The following is a 16,500-nucleotide window of genomic DNA, read 5'->3' as shown; positions in this document are numbered from 1 at the left end:
CTATCGTTCGCGGCTTTCGTGCCCCGTTATGGCGATGAGCTTAGCGGCTGGGGATCAGGCGTATGCAGCAGTTATTGCACCGGGGTGCTGCGGTGATGCAGCACCGTGAAGAAACCCTGGACATGTCCTGGGACGATTTGAAACTGTTTTTAGCTTGCGCAAAATATAAAAGCTTCCGCAACGCCGCCGAGGAGCTCGGGCTCACCTCCACCACCCTGATGCGCAGGATCGACCGGCTCGAAGAGAGCATCGACTGCAAGCTGTTCCTGCGCGACCAGAGCGGGCTCACGCTCAGCGACGAAGGCAGCGCGATGATCGCCGACGTCGCGCACATGGAGCGTCATGCCTTCAATGTGTTCCGGCGTGCTTCGCGATCGTCGAACGATATGTCAGGCACCGTGCGCGTCGCGGTGACGGAAGGCCCCGGAAATTTCTGGATTCTGCCGCGACTGATCGATTTCCAGAAAACCTATCGCAAGATCACCGTCGACCTGCGCTGCGCGATGGAACAGGCCGACGTCGCGCGGCTCGAATCCGATATCGCGATCCAGCTCGAGCCGCCGACCAATCCCGATCTGATCGTCGCCAAGCTCGGCCGCCTGCACATCTATCCCTTCGTCTCCAAGGAGTACGAAAACCTCTACGGCGTGCCCGCGACCCTGGCCGAGCTGAAGAACCACCGCATCATCAAGCAGAGCGCCCCGCAGGTCGACGACGGCGCCTACGCCCGCGTGCTCGGACTGAAGTCGCTCGAGGGCATCGTCGGGATCAAGACCAACTCCTCTGTCGGCGTGCTCTATGCGGTGGAGCGCGGCGCCGGCATCGGATTCCTGCCGACGGTTTCGATCGCGCTCGGCGCCCCGCTGGTTGCCGTCGATCTCGGCGTCAGCCACCACGCCGATCTCTGGCTCACCTATCATAAGGAGTTCCGCGCCTCCGAGCGCCACAAGATCGTGGTCGATTGGCTGAAGAAAATCTTCGATCCCAAGATCCATCCCTGTTTCCGCGACGAGTTCATCCACCCGAACGCGCTGGCGCCGATGATGACGGCCGCGCGCGCGGCCTTTGGATTGACGGGTTATGTCGCGGCAATGCCGACTTAAAGCTCGAGCATGATGCTTTCGTAAAACCGCTTCGCAGTTTTCCGGATCCTCCTCTGGCCGACGCGGGCAGGCTTCGCTTCACCACCGATATTCGAAGCCGACCGTGCCCTGGTGCGACGTCAGCTCGTTGCGGAACTTGCCGTCGTAGTTGACGTAGAGCCGCGCCGTGTTGGTCAGGCTGAGCGAGGCCGAGGCGCCTGCATCCGTACCGTAGCGGCTCTCGCCGATGCCGGGCACGACGATGCTCTGGGTCCCGAGGCTGACCTGCACCGATCCCAGGTTCTGATAGAAATTGTCGACGAACTTGCCGTAGGCGGACAGGTCCAGGATCTTCTGGTCGAAGATGAAGTAGCGCCCGATCTCGGCTCCGATCATGACGCGCGCGCGCGAGAGCGCCGTCGAGCCGACATTGAGTGGATCGAGGCCGCCAACCTCCTGGAACGCGACGCTGGTGGCGCGGACATATTCCAGTGCGCCCTTGGGCACGATGCGCATCTGGTCCTTGGTCCAGTAATAGCTGATCTCGGTCAGCGCGCCGTCGATTGCGGCGCGATAACCCGCGGTCGCAAGTCCCAGGCCAGTATCCCGGCTGGAGCGGACCTTGCCGAAGCCGTGCACCACCGCGAAGGCCCAGGTCCAGGGGCCCTTGTCGACCGAGCCGCTGAAGCCGAGTTGCGTCAGATCCAGCGTGGCGGACTGAAGTGCGAGCGGCACGTCGATATCGGTGTGGCTCTGGTCGACGGAGAAGCCGAGATTGACACCCGGCGCGAGCCGCGCGCCAAAGCCTGCGACACCGCCAAACGTCTTGCGCTTGTCGCCGACAAAGTCTCCTTGCGCATCCGTCCGGACCGAGATGCCATAACCCTCGAACCAGGTGCGGTAGCGCGGGTCTTCCGTGCTCGCCGACGCGCCGCCGCCGCCGGGATTGGTCCGAAACGCCCGGTTGACGCCGCCAGATGCCTGGTTTCCGAGCCGCTCCAGGAAATTCGAGCCGAGATTGAGCGAGCTGTTGCCGGCCGACTGGTCGTAATTGGTCGCGGTCGGCATCGGAATTGGCATCGGAATCGGCGTCGGTGACGGCGTGGGTGTCGGGGTCGGCGTGGGCGTGGGACTCTGCGCAAAGCCTGATGTCGTCGACAGTACCATGATGAGAGCAAACGCCACGGCAGCCGCGATCCAGCGGACGCGGTTCAGCCTGATCGCCTGCCGTGTCTTTGAGGGCTGCGAAATGCAGCACATGGCGACAAATCCTGAAGCAAAGGGCGGCGCGCAAAAAAGCAACAGGAGCGGCGCACGCGTGCCGCGATTTGTTCCGAACTGTTACTGAGGGTCAACCGGCTGGCGCGTCCCGGCAAAGGCATTGCTTCCGATTGTGGTTCCGCGGCCACAGGTCGCAAATTGCGGACGGGCACTCGGGTCGAAGTCTTGAAATTCGCGCGCGGCTTGCTAACGGGCGATTTTCATGTTGCAATATCGGACACAATCGGAATTGGCCGCTCGACTGTGCGTTTCGCGACTTTGAGACTCAAGACTCGAACAGACTACCGGAAGCCCGTTTGTGGCGTGGCACGCGAAAAGCGGCCGCGTCGTTTTTGTATCTAGCGGAGGAGACTGAGGATGCCGCAAAAGGGCACCGTCAAATGGTTCAACCCGACCAAGGGCTATGGGTTCATCAAGCCGAACGGCAGTGACAAGGACGTCTTCGTCCACATCTCCGCCGTCGAGCGCGCCGGACTCTCGACCCTCAATGAAAATCAGGTGGTTGAATACGATCTCGTGGAGAACCGCGGCAAGGCATCCGCGGAGAACCTCAAGGTTTCCTGATTTCTCTCGCGGTCTGCGCAAGAGATCATGACGTTGCCCCCGGCTCTGCCGGGGGTTTTTGTTTGGAATGAGAAGTATTCCGAGTGCGACGGCGCTTCACCGCACCAACGGCGAAACCAGAAAATTCTCCGACGGCCCGCTGCCCGCGGTCCTGCACACATCGCCCTCGATCTGGACCTTGCCGGTCGCGAGCAGGCTCAGTGCTGCGGGATAGATGCGGTGCTCGACTTCAAGGATACGCTCCGACAGCGTGTCCGCCGTGTCGTGGTCGCTGACGGGAACCGCGCCCTGCATCACGATTGGGCCGGCGTCGGTCTCGGGGATCACGAAGTGCACCGTCGCGCCGGACAGCTTGACGCCGGCGCGCAAGGCCTGGCCGTGCGGGTCGAGACCGGGGAAGGACGGCAGCAGCGAGGGATGAATGTTGAGCATCCGCCCGTACCACGCCTTGGTGAATTCGGCCGTGAACAGGCGCATGAAGCCGCCGAGGCAAATCAGCTCGATGCCGTGCTGATCGAGTGCTGCTTGCAGCACCTTCTCGAAGCCGGCGCGGTCCTTGCCGAACGGCTTGCTTTCGATCACCAGCGTCTTCACGCCGCTCGCTTTGGCCCTTTCCAGCCCCAGCGCATCGGCCTTGTTCGAGATGACGAGCGAAATCTCCGCCGGAAAATCCGGCGCGGCCGCGCCCTTGATCAGCGCAGCCATGTTGGAGCCACGGCCGGAAATCAGGATGGCGACGCGGCGTTTCATTACAGCGCCGGTCATTACAGCGCCAGGTCGAGATGGCCGTTATAGACGACGCGGTGCTCGCCCTCGGCCGGGATCACGCTGCCGAGCTGTGCCACGGTCTCACCGGCGTCAGTGAAGATCTCCACGACCTCTTCGACCTTGTCCGGCTCGACAATCGCGATCATGCCGATCCCACAATTGAAGGTCCGCAGCATTTCGAGCTCGGCGATGCCGGCCTGCGCGGCCAGCCATTTGAACACCGGCAGCACTGGCAGGCGCGCCAGATCGATACCGACGCCGAGATGCTTCGGCAGCACGCGCGGAATGTTGTCGGTGAAGCCGCCGCCGGTGATGTGGGCAAGCCCCTTCACCGCGCCGGTCTCGCGGATCGCGCGCAGGCAGGATTTGACGTAGAGACGCGTCGGCGTCAGCAACGCGCCGCCGAGCGTCATGACGGGCGCAAACGGCGCCTGCGCCCCGAAGCCGAGGCCGGATTGTTCCACGATCTTGCGCACCAGCGAGAAACCGTTGGAGTGCACGCCCGACGAAGCGAGCCCGATCACGGCATCGCCGGCGGCGATGTCCTTGCGCGGCAAGAGCGTGCCCCGCTCCGCGGCGCCGACGGCAAAGCCGCCGAGGTCGTAGTCGCCGTCTTTGTAGAGGCCGGGCATCTCGGCCGTCTCGCCACCGATCAGGGCGCAGCCGGATTCGCGGCAGCCTTCGGCGACACCGGCGACGATCGACGCGGTCGCCTCCGGATCGAGCTTCCCGCAGGCAAAATAGTCGAGGAAGAACAGCGGCTCGGCGCCCTGCACCACGAGGTCGTTGACACTCATGGCGACGAGGTCGATGCCGATCCCGCCATGCAGGCCGGTCTCGATCGCGATCTTGACCTTGGTGCCGACGCCATCGGTCGCGGCCACCAGGATGGGATCCTTGAAACCGGCCGCCTTGAGATCGAACAGGCCGCCGAATCCGCCGATTTCGGCGTCGGCGCCGGGCCGTGCGGTGGCGCGCACCATCGGCTTGATCAGGTCGACCAAGCGGTTGCCCGCATCGATATCGACGCCTGAATCGGCGTAAGTGAGGCCGTTTTTGCGGTCGGTCATGCCCGATTTCCAGTGGGTTTGCGGCTGGTTACGTCGAATTCCGGGGACGCGCAATGGCTCGCATGGCGCGCCGCCGTATACTATGTAGAGATATCAACCGGTTCAGCCTCCAAAGGGCCGAATTCGAGGTCAGGCCGGGTGCCGGGAAGCGCCGTGTGAGTATACCGAACATCATTACTTTGGGCCGCATCATGCTGGTCCCGATCATCGTCTGGGCCATCGTGTCGAGCCAAATGGAGGTGGCGTTCGCCGTATTCCTGATCGCCGGTATCAGCGACGCGGTCGACGGCTTCCTTGCCAAGCGCTTCAACATGACGAGCGAGCTCGGCGCCTTGCTCGACCCGCTCGCCGACAAGGCGCTGCTGGTCTCGATCTACATGGCGCTCGGCATCTGGGGCGCGATTCCGCGCTGGATCGTCATCCTGGTGGTCTCGCGCGACATCATGATCGTCGCCGCCGTGATCATATCGTGGCTGTTCGACCGACCTGTGGAGATGAAGCCCTCAAAGGTATCCAAGCTCAACACTGTGGCCCAAGTGGCGTTCGCGGCGCTGGTGCTGGCCGCCCTCGCCTTCGGCTTCAAACCCGGTCCTTATGATATAATCCTGATGGGCCTCGTCACGGTCTTCACGCTCTCCTCCGTGTCGCTCTATCTTGTCGAATGGTTGCGGCACATGAGCACGATCGAGGCCAAGTGAGTTGGGAGCGGCCCCGTAAAAGGCCAACTCCCGCTCGATTAGGTCGCATCTCGTCAAACGAAGCCGGCACGCCGGCACGGAGCAAAGCAAGCGTGCCAGGCCGCGTTCATCCCCGACAGTTGGCGTTTTCGCTTCCGCATGCGGAGAGCCTGAGCCGGGACAATTTCCTCGAAGGCCCCGTCAACGCCGCCGGTCTTGCCCTCATCGACGCCTGGCCAGAATGGCCGAACCGAATCATGTGGCTGGCCGGCCCGGAAGGAAGCGGCAAGAGCCATCTCGCCGCGATCTGGGCCGAGGCTTCAGGCGCCCGCTCGACCACGGCCAATGGGCTGACCGCCGAGGCCGTCCCGGCTGCGCTCGCCACCGGCGCGCTGGTGGTCGAGGATCCCAAAGCCAGGGAATTCGACGAGCGCGCCCTGTTCCATCTGATGAATCTGGCCCGCGAGGACGGCGCCTACGTCCTCTTCACCGGACGCGAGGTGCCCGCGTCTCTCGAGATCGAGCTCGCCGACCTGCGCTCGCGGCTCCGCGCCGTCCCCGTTGTCTCGCTGCTGCAGCCCGACGACCAGCTCTTCCGCGGCCTGATCGTCAAGTTCTGCGCCGACCGCCAGCTCGCGGTGGACGAGAGCGTGGTCAGCTACCTCGCCACTCGCCTGGAGCGGTCCTCGGCCGCCGCCCGACGGGCTGTGGACCTGCTGGACAGCGAGGCCTTGCGCCTCGGCCGCCCCGTCACCCGGGCCCTGGCGGCCGAGCTGCTCCGGGATGTCTGACCAAGGCGGGTTGACGCGGCCGGGCGGCGGAACATCAATGTCATCGAAACGTCATCGCTCTAACACATGCTCCCGCGGGTTTTGCGCGTAAGTCGCAAATTGGGGCGAACTGGATGGACCGACTTCGGATGGATTCTGCGCAAGCTGTTGAAGTTAAAGAAAAAGCCCCGGAAGCCGAAGGCCCGCCGGCGATCGCATCGAGCCCCGAGCGGTTCATCAATCGCGAGCTTTCCTGGCTGCACTTCAACCGCCGCGTCCTGGAGGAATCGGTCAATCCCAGCCACCCCATGCTGGAGAGGGTGCGATTCCTGTCGATTTCAGCGAATAACCTCGACGAGTTCTTCATGGTCCGCGTCGCCGGCATCAAGGCCCAGGTGCGCGAGGGTATTGCTGAGCGCAGCCCCGACGGTCTGACCCCGTCCGAGCAGCTCGCGCTCATCAACCGGACCGTCTCGCAGCTTGCCTCCGACCAGCAGGCAATCTGGCGCGACCTGCGCGGCACGCTCGCCGACGAGGGTATCGTGCTGGTCGAGGGCAAGGAGGTCACCAAGGCGGAACGAACCTGGGTCGAGGACTACTTCCTCAGCAACGTGTTCCCGCTGCTGACGCCGCTCGCGATCGACCCGGCCCACCCCTTCCCGTTCATTCCGAGCCTCGGCTTCACCATCGCGCTCCAGCTCACGCGCGCCGCCGACGGCAAGCAGATGAACGCGCTGATCCGCATGCCCGGCAAGATCGACCGCTTCATCCGTCTGCCGGCTGACGGCAAGGTCGTCCGGCTGATCTCGCTGGAGCAGGCCACCGCGCTGTTCATCAACCGCCTGTTCCCCGGCTACAATCTTCACGGCCAGGGCGCCTTCCGCGTCCTCCGCGACTCCGAACTCGAAATCGAGGAAGAGGCCGAGGATCTCGTCCGCCTGTTCGAGACCGCGCTGAAGCGCCGCCGCCGCGGTTCGGTGATCCGACTCGAGATCGACGCCAAGATGCCGGAGCAGCTGCGCAGTTTCGTGCAGCACGCGCTGTCGACCGCCGACGACGAGGTGTTCCTGGTCGATGGCGTGCTCGCCATGAACGAGCTCTCGCAGCTCACCCGCCTTGACCGGCCCGATCTCGAATTCACCCCTTACGTGCCGCGCCATCCCGAGCGCGTGCGCGAGCAAGGCGGCGACATCTTCGCTGCGATCCGGCAGAAGGACCTCGTCGTCCATCACCCCTACGAATCCTTCGACGTCGTGGTGCAGTTTCTCCAGCAGGCGACGCGCGACCCCGACGTCGTCGCCATCAAGCAGACGCTCTACCGCACCTCCAGCAACTCGCCGATCGTGCGCGCGCTCGTGGAAGCCGCCGAAGCCGGCAAATCCGTCACCGCGCTGATCGAGCTGAAGGCCCGCTTCGACGAGGAGGCCAACATCCGCTGGGCGCGCGACCTCGAACGCGCCGGCGTGCAGGTCGTCTACGGCTTCCTCGAACTGAAGACCCACGCGAAACTCTCGATGGTGGTGCGGCGCGAGGGCGGCAGCCTCACGACCTACGTCCACACCGGCACCGGCAATTACCACCCGGTGACCGCGCGCATCTACACCGACCTCTCCTACTTCACCTCGGAGCCGACCATCGGCCGCGACGCCGCGCGCGTGTTCAACTTCATCACCGGCTACGCTGCGCCGAGCGATCTGGAAAAGATGGCGGTGTCTCCGCTGACCTTGCGCAAGCGCATCATCGAGCACATCCAGGGCGAGACCGCGCATGCACGGCACGGCCGGCCTGCTGCGATCTGGATGAAAATGAACGCGCTGGTCGACCCCGATATCATCGACGCGCTCTACGAGGCCTCCCAGGCCGGCGTGCAGGTCGAGCTCGTGGTGCGCGGTATCTGCTGCCTCAGGCCCGGTATTCCCGGCCTGTCGGAGAACATCCGCGTCAAGTCGATCATCGGACGATTCCTCGAACACGGCCGAATTTACTGCTTCGGCATGGGCCAGGGCCTGCCGAGCGCGAAAGCGGCTGTGTATATCTCCTCAGCCGACATGATGCCGCGCAACCTCGACCGCCGCGTCGAGGTGCTGTGTCCGCTGCAGAATCCCACGGTGCATCAGCAGGTTCTCGAACAGATCATGGTCGCGAATCTCAAGGACAATGAACAGAGCTGGCAATTGTTGCCGGACGGGTCCTCAACGCGTATGAAGACCGCGAAGGGCGAGGAGCCTTTCAACGTCCACAACTACTTCATGACAAATCCGAGTCTGTCTGGCCGTGGTAAGTCGCTCAAGGAATCCTCGCCGCGCCGCCTCACGCGCCGTAATGAACGTCATCAATCCTGATCCGGGATCGTCGACGTGAAGCGGCCGCGCAAGCGCGGCTCGAGCGTCGCGGTCATCGACATCGGCTCCAACTCGGTCCGTCTCGTCGTCTACGAGGGACTGACGCGGAGCCTCATTCCCATCTTCAACGAGAAGACGCTGTGCGGCCTCGGGCGCGAAGTGCAGAGCACGGGACTGCTTGCGCCCGACGCCGTCGACAAGGCGCTGACCTCGCTCAAGCGCTTCCGTGCGCTGTGCCGGGTCATGCAGGTCGGGCGGGTGTTTGCGATTGCGACCGCCGCCTGCCGCGATGCCTCCAACGGCGCCGACTTCATCGCGAAAGCCGAGCGCATCTGCGCGGTGAAGATCGAGATCCTGTCGGGCCCGCGCGAGGCGCGGCTGTCGGCGCTTGGCGTGATCTCCGGCATCCATCATCCTGACGGCATCGTCGGCGACCTCGGCGGCGGCTCGCTCGAACTGATCGACGTGCGCAAAAACACCGTGCGCAGCGGCGTGACGCTGCCGCTCGGCGGCCTCGCGCTGCAGGACCTCGCGCATAAATCCCTGAAACGCGCCGACCGCATCGTGCGCGAAGCGCTCGATGGGGTGCCGCAGCTCAAGGCGGGGAGCAGCCGCAGCTTCTACGCGGTCGGCGGCACCTGGCGCGCGCTTGCGCGCATCCACATCATCCAGAGCGGCTATCCGCTGCAGGTGATGCACGGCTATTCGATTTCGGCGGCCGAGGCGCTCGATTTCTCGCGTCGTCTCCGCCGGCTTGCGGCCGCCGGCATGCTCGCCGACATCGAGATCGTCGCCGATGCCCGGCGTCCGCTCCTCACCTATGCGGCGCTGGTGCTCGAGCACATCATCCGGGTGGCGAAGCCGAAGACCATCGTGTTCTCGACCTTCGGCGTGCGCGAGGGCCTGCTGCACGAGAAGCTGCCGGAGTCCGAGCGCAACAAGGACGGACTGATCTGCGCGGCCGAGGAGCTGAACCAGCTGCTGTCGCGTTCGGCAAAGCACGCCCGCGAGCTGATCGCCTGGACCGACCGCCTCGCGCGCGTGGTGAAGCTGCGCGAGACCGAAGAAGACCGCCGCCTGCGCCACGCCGCGTGCCTGCTGTCCGACATCGGGTGGCGCGTGCATCCCGACCATCGCGGCGAGCAGACGCTGAGCCTCGTCGTCAACGGTAATTTCGGCGCGATCACCCACACCGAGCGCGCCTTCGTCGGGTTGTCCGTGTTCTATCGCTATGCGGGCCTCAGCGAGGAGAACCAGCCGCCGGTCGCCATGCAGGAGCTGCTGACGCCGGCGCAGCTCGAACGCGCCCGCCTGCTGGGCGCGGCCTTCCGCGTCGCACATCTGATCTCGGCGGCGCGTCCGGGCGTCTTGCCCGCGACGCATTTCCGCAGCATGGGCCGCAAGCTGTTGCTGGTGTTCGAGCACCGCCTCGGCGATCTCGTCGCGGATCGAGTCGGCAGCCGCTTCCGCGCGCTCGCCCGCCTGATCAACCGCACCGGCTCGATCGTCCGACGCTAGCCCTTTTCCCAAGAGATCATGCTCAAAAGATAGATCTACTCCGCCGAGGCCTTGACGTGGCGTTCGGAGGACTCGAGCGCGGCCGCGCTCATGCTGCGGCGGCGCCAGATGGAGCCGACGACCAGCACGACAACGACGCCGAGAGCTGCGCAGAGATATTCGCCGCCTCCGCCGCCATGGGCGAATCGCGGCGGGATGCGCAAGGCGCCGAGCATGTTGTCGAGCGAAGCGCCGAACGGACCGTCGAACAGCGCATGCAGCCTCGGCGCGATGCCGGGATCGGTCGCGATCACTTCGCCCGCGATCCAGCCGAGCAGCGCCGCGCCGGCCCACACCAGAACCGGCAGCTTTGCGAGCAGCGCCATGATCAGCGCCGCGCCGGCGACGATCAAGGGCACGCTGATGGCAAGACCGAGCACCAGCAAGGGCACGCTGCCATTGGCGGCCGCGGCCACCGCAATGACGTTGTCCAGGCTCATGACGATGTCGGCAACGACGACGATCTGCACGGCCTGCCACAGATGCGACGCCGACTCGACGCCGTCCTCGTCCTCTTGCTCCGGCACCAGCAGCTTGGCCGCAATCACGATCAGCGCGAGGCCGCCCACCAGCTTGAGGTACGGCAACTCCATCAGGCTCGCGACGATGCCCGTGAAGATGATCCGCAGCAGCACCGCGGCGCCCGCACCGAGGATCATGCCCCACAGCCGATGCCGCGGCTTGAGGCCGCGACAGGCAAGCGCGATCACCAGCGCATTGTCGCCGGACAAGAGGATGTTGATCCAGATGATCTTGCCGACCGCGACCCAAAAGGTCGGTTCGGCCATCTCAACGCGGAACTGGGTGAAGAATGCCCCGATCGTAGCGGGATCGAAGATCTGCCAGAGCCAGTTCACACTAAGTCCTTTCGCCGCGTCTCGTTACCTTATCCGCCGACGGATCAGCCGACGATCTCGTTGCCCGAGAAGAACTGCGCGATCTCGATCGCGGCGGTCTCCGGCGCATCCGAACCGTGCGCGGAATTCTCGCCGATGGACTTTGCGTAGAGCTTGCGGATGGTGCCGTCAGCCGCCTTGGACGGATCGGTCGCGCCCATCACGTCGCGATACTTGGCGACGGCACCCTCGCCTTCCAGCACCTGGACGACCACGGGCCCCGACGTCATGAACTCCACGAGCTCACCGAAGAAGGGGCGCGCCTTGTGGACCGCATAGAAGGTCTCGGCCTGTTCCTTGGTCATGCGGATACGCTTCTGCGCGACGATGCGCAGGCCCGCCTTCTCGATCACGGCGTTAACCGCACCGGTGAGATTGCGCGCGGTGGCGTCGGGCTTGATGATCGAGAAGGTGCGTTCGATGGCCATGATGTTGTCCTTGAAGAGAAAACAGTGGTTCGGAGTTGCCGGGCTTATATCGGCGCCTTCGCGATACGGCAAGCGACCGCCCAAACGGGCTCGCGGGCGCTTCGCCGCAGGCCGAGGGCGAGTGTTCACCTGAACCGATACTTGTAGATGGCGGCGATCTGGGCGTCCGAAGGTCGGCGTCGGGCTTAGGGCCGCTTTCGACCCCATGACGTTGAGTGCTGACCTCTCGTGTCTCGATTCGCGGACGAAACGGGAATCAGGTGTTCACCCCTTCGTGCGAACGCTCCATGGCACGCTTGTAGGCGTCGCGGCCGGTGGTGCGGGCGAGATAGGCCTGTTCGGCGTCGCCGAGGGTGATCCCGCAGTTCCGTTGGCCCAGGTTCAGGGCGTAGGTCACCGAGATGTCGGCTGCTGTGAAAGCCTCGCCGGCAAGGTAGGACGAGTCGGCAAGCCGTTGGCTGACAAGCTTTAGCCGCTTCTGGAACGACTGCAGGCACCAGGTCGCGCCCCAGTTCTCCCGTTCGGCGTCGGGCGCGATGAAGCGGCTGACGACGACGGGCATCATCAGGGTCGCGAGGCCGGCTTCGCCCAGATGCAGAAATTGCTGGTAGGCGGGGAACGTGCGATCCTGCGGCGCGGGCGCCAGCGGCGTCGGCCCGTAGCGGGCCATCAGGTACTCCATGATCGCGATCGACTCGACCATGACGACGTCGCCGTCCTGGATCGCCGGGATGTAGTCAGCGGGGTTGGCCGCCAGGAACTCGGGGTCCTGCTTGGCGGCCAGCATGTCCACCTGCCGCACGCGGTAGGGAGGCCCATCTCCTCCAGCACCCATACGACCCGGATCGATCGCGAGGTCTGTCCGCCCCAAACGGTGATCACGCGAAGGCCCCTTCCTGGTGTGACTGAGGATCGACCATGGCAGGCTCTATATGACCGTAGCACTCAAGGCAGACGCGAAGCTTAGCTTCAGCGTGGTCTCCTTCCCATCCATTGCGGACGCGTGGTGGGTCCCCCTTTCAGGGTTGGAAGTCCAACGTGGATTACAATGATTTCACCCAGATGAACCCATTCTGAAGGCCTCGTCAGGGTTTGGTTCAGCCTCGCTCGGATAACCTCGGGTCCATCGAAACCAAAGCCTCTTTCAGAGGCAGACCGTTTCGGCGGCCTTTCCATCGACGCGATAGCCCCGGGCCAACAGATTTGAGGAGATCACCATGTTGAGGAAACTTTCCCTCGCCGCCGTCGCCGCGGTTGCGCTTGGTGCCGCGCTGGCGCCGACCTCCGCCTCCGCGCACTGGCATGGTGGCGGCGGCGGCTGGCACGGCGGCGGTGGCTGGCACAACGGCCACGGCTGGGGTGGACCGCGCTTCTATGCTCCCGTCTCCTACGGCTATGGCGGCTGCTATGTGCGCCGGCTGGTCCCGACCCCCTGGGGACCCCGCTGGCGGATGATCAACCGCTGCTTCTGAGCCCGACAGCACCTTTCCAAAGATACCTGAGCCCCCAAGGTACCTTCCAGGCGAAGCCCCGGCGTCCCCCGGCGCCGGGGCTTTGTATTCGGAGAGGATATTGCGCGGCTTCACACAATTTTTGCTAGAATGCCGCGCAATCGCCGCGAGTGGCGAAACCATTTGGGGGCCAAGGACTTGGTACCGTGTCGCTTCTTTGAGAACACGGAACTCTGCGATGGTTAGCCTTTTCGCCGACGATAGCGAGCAAATCGACCGGCGCACCAGCCGCTCGATCCGCGATGCGGTGGGCGAACGGCTCCAGCAGAGCCTGCGGCCCGAAGCCAGGCTGCCGACGCACCTCGAGCAACTCCTCAATGAGCTGAAGCAGCGCGAGCGCGATTCGCACTGAGTTGACAAGCACCGGCTTGCAAACACAGAAAAACGGGTTGCGTTTGATCGCGGGTGCGGTGACAAGGCCGCATGCTCTCGATCACCGACCTCTCCATCCGCCTCGCCGGACGCCTTCTGATTGACCAGAGTTCCGTGCAGATCACGCCCGGATCCCGCGTGGGCATGGTCGGTCGCAACGGCACCGGCAAATCGACCCTGTTCAAGGTGATCCGCGGCGAGCTCGCCGCCGAGCACGGCACGGTGAGCCTGCCGCCCCGCTGGCGCGTCGGCAGCCTGGCGCAGGAAGCGCCGAACGGCCCCGAGAGCCTGATCTCGGTCGTGCTCAAGGCCGACCTGGAACGCGACGCACTGCTCACCGAGGCCGAGAGCGCGACCGACCCGCACCAGATCGCCGAGATCCAGACCCGGCTGGTCGACATCGACGCGCATTCGGCGCCGAGCCGCGCCGCAGCCATCCTTTCCGGTCTCGGCTTCTCCGCCGCCGACCAGCTCCGCCCCTGCGCCGAATTCTCCGGCGGCTGGCGCATGCGCGTTGCGCTCGCCGCAACGCTGTTTGCGGCTCCCGACCTGTTGCTGCTCGACGAGCCCACCAACTATCTCGACCTCGAAGGCACGCTGTGGCTCGAGGATCACCTCGCGCATTATCCGCGCACCGTTATCGTGATCAGCCATGATCGCGATCTGCTGGAAAGCTCGGTCGACCAGATCCTGCATCTGGATCGCAGCAAGCTCACCCTTTACAAGGGCACCTACTCCTCCTTCGAGGAGCAGCGCGCCATGCGCGAGATGCTCGATGCCAAAGCGGTCAAGCGCCAGGAAGCCGAACGCGCCCGCCTGCAAGCCTTCGTCGACCGTTTCAAGGCCAAGGCCTCGAAAGCCCGCCAGGCGCAGTCCCGTGTGAAAATGCTGGAGCGGCTGAAGCCGATCACGGCGCTGGTCACCCAGGACGTACGCGAGATCAGCTTTCCCGCGCCCGAGAAAATCCTGTCGCCGCCGATCATCGCCGCCGACAACGTCGTGGTCGGCTACGATCCGACCACGCCCGTGCTGAACCGCGTCACCTTGCGCGTCGATAATGACGACCGCATCGCGCTGCTCGGCTCAAATGGCAACGGCAAGTCGACTCTCGTGAAGCTGCTCGCCGGCCGCCTCGCGCCGTTCTCGGGCAAGGTGACCCGCGCCGACAAGCTCTCGATTGCCTATTTCGCCCAGCACCAGCTCGACGAATTGAACGAGGATGCCTCGACCTACGACCACGTCCGCAAGCTGATGGGCGAGGCGCCGGAAGCCAAAGTACGCGCCCGCGCCGGTGCGATCGGCTTTTCCGGCAAGGCGGCCGATACCAAGGTCGGAAAATTGTCGGGCGGCGAGAAGGCGCGGCTCCTGCTGGGACTGGCGACCTTCTTCGGCCCCAACATGATCATCCTGGACGAGCCGACCAACCATCTCGACATCGACAGCCGCGCCGCGCTTGCGGAAGCCATCAACGAATTCCCCGGCGCCGTCATCATGGTTTCGCATGATCGCTATCTGATCGAGTCCTGCGCCGATCAACTCTGGATCGTCGCCGACCGCACCGTGACTAATTACGACGGAGACCTCGACGAATATCGCCGCCTGGTGCTGTCCGCGCGCAATGGCGAGCCCGCCCCGCGAGAGCGCAACGCGCCGAGCGAGAAGCCGCAGCGTCCGAGATCGGACAATCGCGGCTCGCTGAAGAAACGTATCGCGGAAGCTGAGACCGAGATCGCCCGCGTCAGCGCGATCATCAGCAAGATCGACACTGCGCTGGCCCTGCCCGACATCTTCACCCGCGACCCCAAGCAAGCCGCGCAACTGTCGAAGGCACGTGCCAATGCGGCCGACGCGCTGGCGCGCGCCGAGGAGCAGTGGCTAGAGGCGAGCACGCAGTTCGACGAGGCGGCGGGCTGACGCCTCCGCGACCGGCCCGACATCAAAATCGCAAAAACAACCCCATGCACAGTACCGGTATTTTGCTACCCGGTGATTGGCTATTGAATGGACTGTTCTTTACCGTGGTGACTTAGCCCGCTCACGCAGCGATGTCGGGACGAATTGAGCAGGAATGGCTCAGTCCGCGAATTGGCCGGCTGCCTTGATCATCGGAGCCCATCGGTCGACTTCGCTCGCTAGCATCGCGGCCAGCGCCTCCGGCGTCGCCTTCTCCTGCGGGACCGGCTCGGTATTGATGTCGTTGAACCGGGCGATCAGCGTGGAATCCCTAAGGGCGGACTGGAGCGCCGCGGTCAGCTTCTGAACGACCGCCGGCGGTGTGCCCTTGGGGGCATAGATGCCGTGCCAGACGCCAAGTTCGAACCCTTTGAGACCGGCCTCGTCGGCCGTCGGCAGATCGGGCAGGCTCTTCAGCCGCTCCTTGGTGGTGATCGCATAGGCCTTGACCTGCTTCGACATGATCGGGCCGGTGGTATTCGTCGCCTGGTCGCAGGTAAGATCGATCTGCCGGCCGAGAAGGTCGTTCATGATGGGGCCGTTGCCCTTGTAGGGCACCGCGGTGAGCTGCTTCTGGATCGCTGTCATGAACAGCATGCCGCAGAGATGCGACGCCGCGCCGAGTCCGGCATTGGCATAGGTCAACTTGTCGCCCTGCTGTTGGGCGTAGGCGACCAATTCCTTCAGCGTGTCGGCCGGAAAATCTGGACGCGCGATGATGGTCATCGGCGCATTGGTCACAAGCCCGATCGGCGCAAAGGCCGTCTTCGTGTCATAGCTGAGGTTGCGGTACAGTGTGGCGGCCGTCGAGAGGCCGACATGATGGATCAGCAGCGTGTATCCGTCGGGCTGGGCTCGCGAGGCGCGGGTCGTGGCGATGGTACCACCGGCGCCAGGCGCGTTCTCGACGACGATCTGTTGGCCAAGCGATTTCGCCATGCCGGCCGCGGTCAGGCGAGCAATCGTGTCCGTAGGTCCGCCGGCGGCGAACGGCACCAGCATGGTGACGGGCCTGATCGGATAGTCCTGGGCGAGCGCCGCGCCAAACGGCAGGACCAGAGCCGATACGAGGGCAATGAGCCGCATGCTTTCCTCCAAATTTTTTGCTTGCTCCTATGTACGCATTCCGGGCTGCGGGGCCACACCAAAATGACTTCATCAGGAGTGGCGCGCCCGCGGCATGGTGTAGCTGCCGAAAAGCCCGATTGGTTCTCAGCGCGTCTCGCGAA

Annotated in this window: 15 protein-coding genes and 1 pseudogene; 9 read left to right on the top strand and 7 right to left on the bottom strand. The window is 64.5% G+C overall.

The window, feature by feature from the left end:
- Nucleotides 1-62: 62 nt before the first annotated feature.
- Nucleotides 63-1,103, top strand: coding sequence for a LysR family transcriptional regulator (locus IVB36_RS10040; protein WP_018456281.1), 1,041 nt, complete (start codon nt 63-65; stop codon nt 1,101-1,103).
- Between the two features lie 78 nt (nt 1,104-1,181).
- Here IVB36_RS10040 and IVB36_RS10035 read toward each other — a convergent pair whose 3' ends face one another.
- Entirely contained in the window at nt 1,182-2,342 is a 1,161-nt protein-coding gene (locus IVB36_RS10035) for an autotransporter outer membrane beta-barrel domain-containing protein (protein ID WP_247391411.1), read from the bottom strand.
- A gap of 378 nt (nt 2,343-2,720) precedes the next feature.
- On the opposite strand from IVB36_RS10035, the gene IVB36_RS10030 reads away from it, so the two are divergent.
- Nucleotides 2,721-2,927, top strand: coding sequence for a cold-shock protein (locus tag IVB36_RS10030; RefSeq protein WP_007591938.1), 207 nt, complete (start codon nt 2,721-2,723; stop codon nt 2,925-2,927).
- Nucleotides 2,928-3,023: 96 nt separating this feature from the next.
- Here IVB36_RS10030 and purN read toward each other — a convergent pair whose 3' ends face one another.
- Nucleotides 3,024-3,677: a phosphoribosylglycinamide formyltransferase gene (gene purN / locus IVB36_RS10025; RefSeq protein ID WP_247391410.1), complete on the bottom strand. Its 654-nt coding sequence runs from the start codon at nt 3,675-3,677 to the stop codon at nt 3,024-3,026.
- 14 nt (nt 3,678-3,691) lie between these two features.
- On the bottom strand, nt 3,692-4,765 hold the full coding sequence (purM, locus tag IVB36_RS10020) for a phosphoribosylformylglycinamidine cyclo-ligase (RefSeq protein ID WP_085352944.1): 1,074 nt from the start codon (nt 4,763-4,765) through the stop codon (nt 3,692-3,694).
- A gap of 155 nt (nt 4,766-4,920) precedes the next feature.
- Here purM and IVB36_RS10015 point away from each other — a divergent pair, with 155 nt between their 5' ends.
- From IVB36_RS10015 to ppx, 4 genes are all read left to right on the top strand, one after another.
- Entirely contained in the window at nt 4,921-5,463 is a 543-nt protein-coding gene (locus tag IVB36_RS10015; RefSeq protein ID WP_026233129.1) for a CDP-alcohol phosphatidyltransferase family protein, read from the top strand.
- 92 nt (nt 5,464-5,555) lie between these two features.
- Nucleotides 5,556-6,233: a DnaA/Hda family protein gene (locus IVB36_RS10010; RefSeq protein ID WP_247391408.1), complete on the top strand. Its 678-nt coding sequence runs from the start codon at nt 5,556-5,558 to the stop codon at nt 6,231-6,233.
- A gap of 128 nt (nt 6,234-6,361) precedes the next feature.
- Nucleotides 6,362-8,554: an RNA degradosome polyphosphate kinase gene (locus tag IVB36_RS10005; protein WP_026233127.1), complete on the top strand. Its 2,193-nt coding sequence runs from the start codon at nt 6,362-6,364 to the stop codon at nt 8,552-8,554.
- 15 nt (nt 8,555-8,569) lie between these two features.
- Nucleotides 8,570-10,072, top strand: coding sequence for an exopolyphosphatase (gene ppx / locus IVB36_RS10000; protein ID WP_247391406.1), 1,503 nt, complete (start codon nt 8,570-8,572; stop codon nt 10,070-10,072).
- A 35-nt stretch (nt 10,073-10,107) separates the two neighbouring features.
- Here the strand turns inward: ppx and IVB36_RS09995 are convergent, their stop codons facing one another.
- The 3 genes and pseudogenes from IVB36_RS09995 to IVB36_RS09985 all read right to left on the bottom strand — a co-directional run bounded on the left by IVB36_RS09995 (nt 10,108) and on the right by IVB36_RS09985 (nt 12,317).
- Nucleotides 10,108-10,968, bottom strand: coding sequence for a TerC family protein (locus IVB36_RS09995; RefSeq protein ID WP_247391404.1), 861 nt, complete (start codon nt 10,966-10,968; stop codon nt 10,108-10,110).
- A gap of 44 nt (nt 10,969-11,012) precedes the next feature.
- Nucleotides 11,013-11,435, bottom strand: coding sequence for a nucleoside-diphosphate kinase (gene ndk, locus IVB36_RS09990; protein WP_018456271.1), 423 nt, complete (start codon nt 11,433-11,435; stop codon nt 11,013-11,015).
- A gap of 256 nt (nt 11,436-11,691) precedes the next feature.
- A pseudogene (locus IVB36_RS09985) lies at nt 11,692-12,317 on the bottom strand (glutathione S-transferase family protein).
- A gap of 335 nt (nt 12,318-12,652) precedes the next feature.
- On the opposite strand from IVB36_RS09985, the gene IVB36_RS09980 reads away from it, so the two are divergent.
- From IVB36_RS09980 to IVB36_RS09970, 3 genes are all read left to right on the top strand, one after another.
- Nucleotides 12,653-12,907, top strand: a complete 255-nt coding sequence (locus IVB36_RS09980; protein WP_018459083.1) for a hypothetical protein — start codon at nt 12,653-12,655, stop codon at nt 12,905-12,907.
- A gap of 217 nt (nt 12,908-13,124) precedes the next feature.
- The gene (locus tag IVB36_RS09975) at nt 13,125-13,298 is read left to right on the top strand and encodes a hypothetical protein (protein ID WP_007609361.1); all 174 of its coding nucleotides are present in this window, start codon (nt 13,125-13,127) and stop codon (nt 13,296-13,298) included.
- A 71-nt stretch (nt 13,299-13,369) separates the two neighbouring features.
- Nucleotides 13,370-15,232, top strand: a complete 1,863-nt coding sequence (locus tag IVB36_RS09970; RefSeq protein WP_018459084.1) for an ABC-F family ATP-binding cassette domain-containing protein — start codon at nt 13,370-13,372, stop codon at nt 15,230-15,232.
- Between the two features lie 159 nt (nt 15,233-15,391).
- Here the strand turns inward: IVB36_RS09970 and IVB36_RS09965 are convergent, their stop codons facing one another.
- Nucleotides 15,392-16,357, bottom strand: coding sequence for a tripartite tricarboxylate transporter substrate-binding protein (locus IVB36_RS09965; RefSeq protein ID WP_018459085.1), 966 nt, complete (start codon nt 16,355-16,357; stop codon nt 15,392-15,394).
- Nucleotides 16,358-16,500 lie beyond the last annotated feature (143 nt).

Source organism: Bradyrhizobium sp. 35 (assembly GCF_023073215.1).
In the GTDB taxonomy this organism is placed as follows: Bacteria; Pseudomonadota; Alphaproteobacteria; order Rhizobiales; family Xanthobacteraceae; genus Bradyrhizobium; species Bradyrhizobium canariense_D.
The sequence above is the reverse complement of the archived record's forward strand: the minus strand, read 5'-3'. Positions and strand labels throughout refer to the sequence as shown.

What these genes read in the sequence shown, in the direction of transcription:
- IVB36_RS09970 (WP_018459084.1), top strand. Translation starts at nt 13,370, where the DNA reads ATGCTCTCGATCACCGACCTCTCCATCCGCCTCGCCGGACGCCTTCTG.
- IVB36_RS09980 (WP_018459083.1), top strand. Translation starts at nt 12,653, where the DNA reads ATGTTGAGGAAACTTTCCCTCGCCGCCGTCGCCGCGGTTGCGCTTGGT.
- IVB36_RS10035 (WP_247391411.1), bottom strand. Translation starts at nt 2,342, where the DNA reads ATGTGCTGCATTTCGCAGCCCTCAAAGACACGGCAGGCGATCAGGCTG.
- IVB36_RS10005 (WP_026233127.1), top strand. Translation starts at nt 6,362, where the DNA reads ATGGATTCTGCGCAAGCTGTTGAAGTTAAAGAAAAAGCCCCGGAAGCC.
- purM (WP_085352944.1), bottom strand. Translation starts at nt 4,765, where the DNA reads ATGACCGACCGCAAAAACGGCCTCACTTACGCCGATTCAGGCGTCGAT.
- IVB36_RS09975 (WP_007609361.1), top strand. Translation starts at nt 13,125, where the DNA reads ATGGTTAGCCTTTTCGCCGACGATAGCGAGCAAATCGACCGGCGCACC.
- purN (WP_247391410.1), bottom strand. Translation starts at nt 3,677, where the DNA reads ATGAAACGCCGCGTCGCCATCCTGATTTCCGGCCGTGGCTCCAACATG.
- ndk (WP_018456271.1), bottom strand. Translation starts at nt 11,435, where the DNA reads ATGGCCATCGAACGCACCTTCTCGATCATCAAGCCCGACGCCACCGCG.
- IVB36_RS10030 (WP_007591938.1), top strand. Translation starts at nt 2,721, where the DNA reads ATGCCGCAAAAGGGCACCGTCAAATGGTTCAACCCGACCAAGGGCTAT.
- IVB36_RS09965 (WP_018459085.1), bottom strand. Translation starts at nt 16,357, where the DNA reads ATGCGGCTCATTGCCCTCGTATCGGCTCTGGTCCTGCCGTTTGGCGCG.
- IVB36_RS10040 (WP_018456281.1), top strand. Translation starts at nt 63, where the DNA reads ATGCAGCAGTTATTGCACCGGGGTGCTGCGGTGATGCAGCACCGTGAA.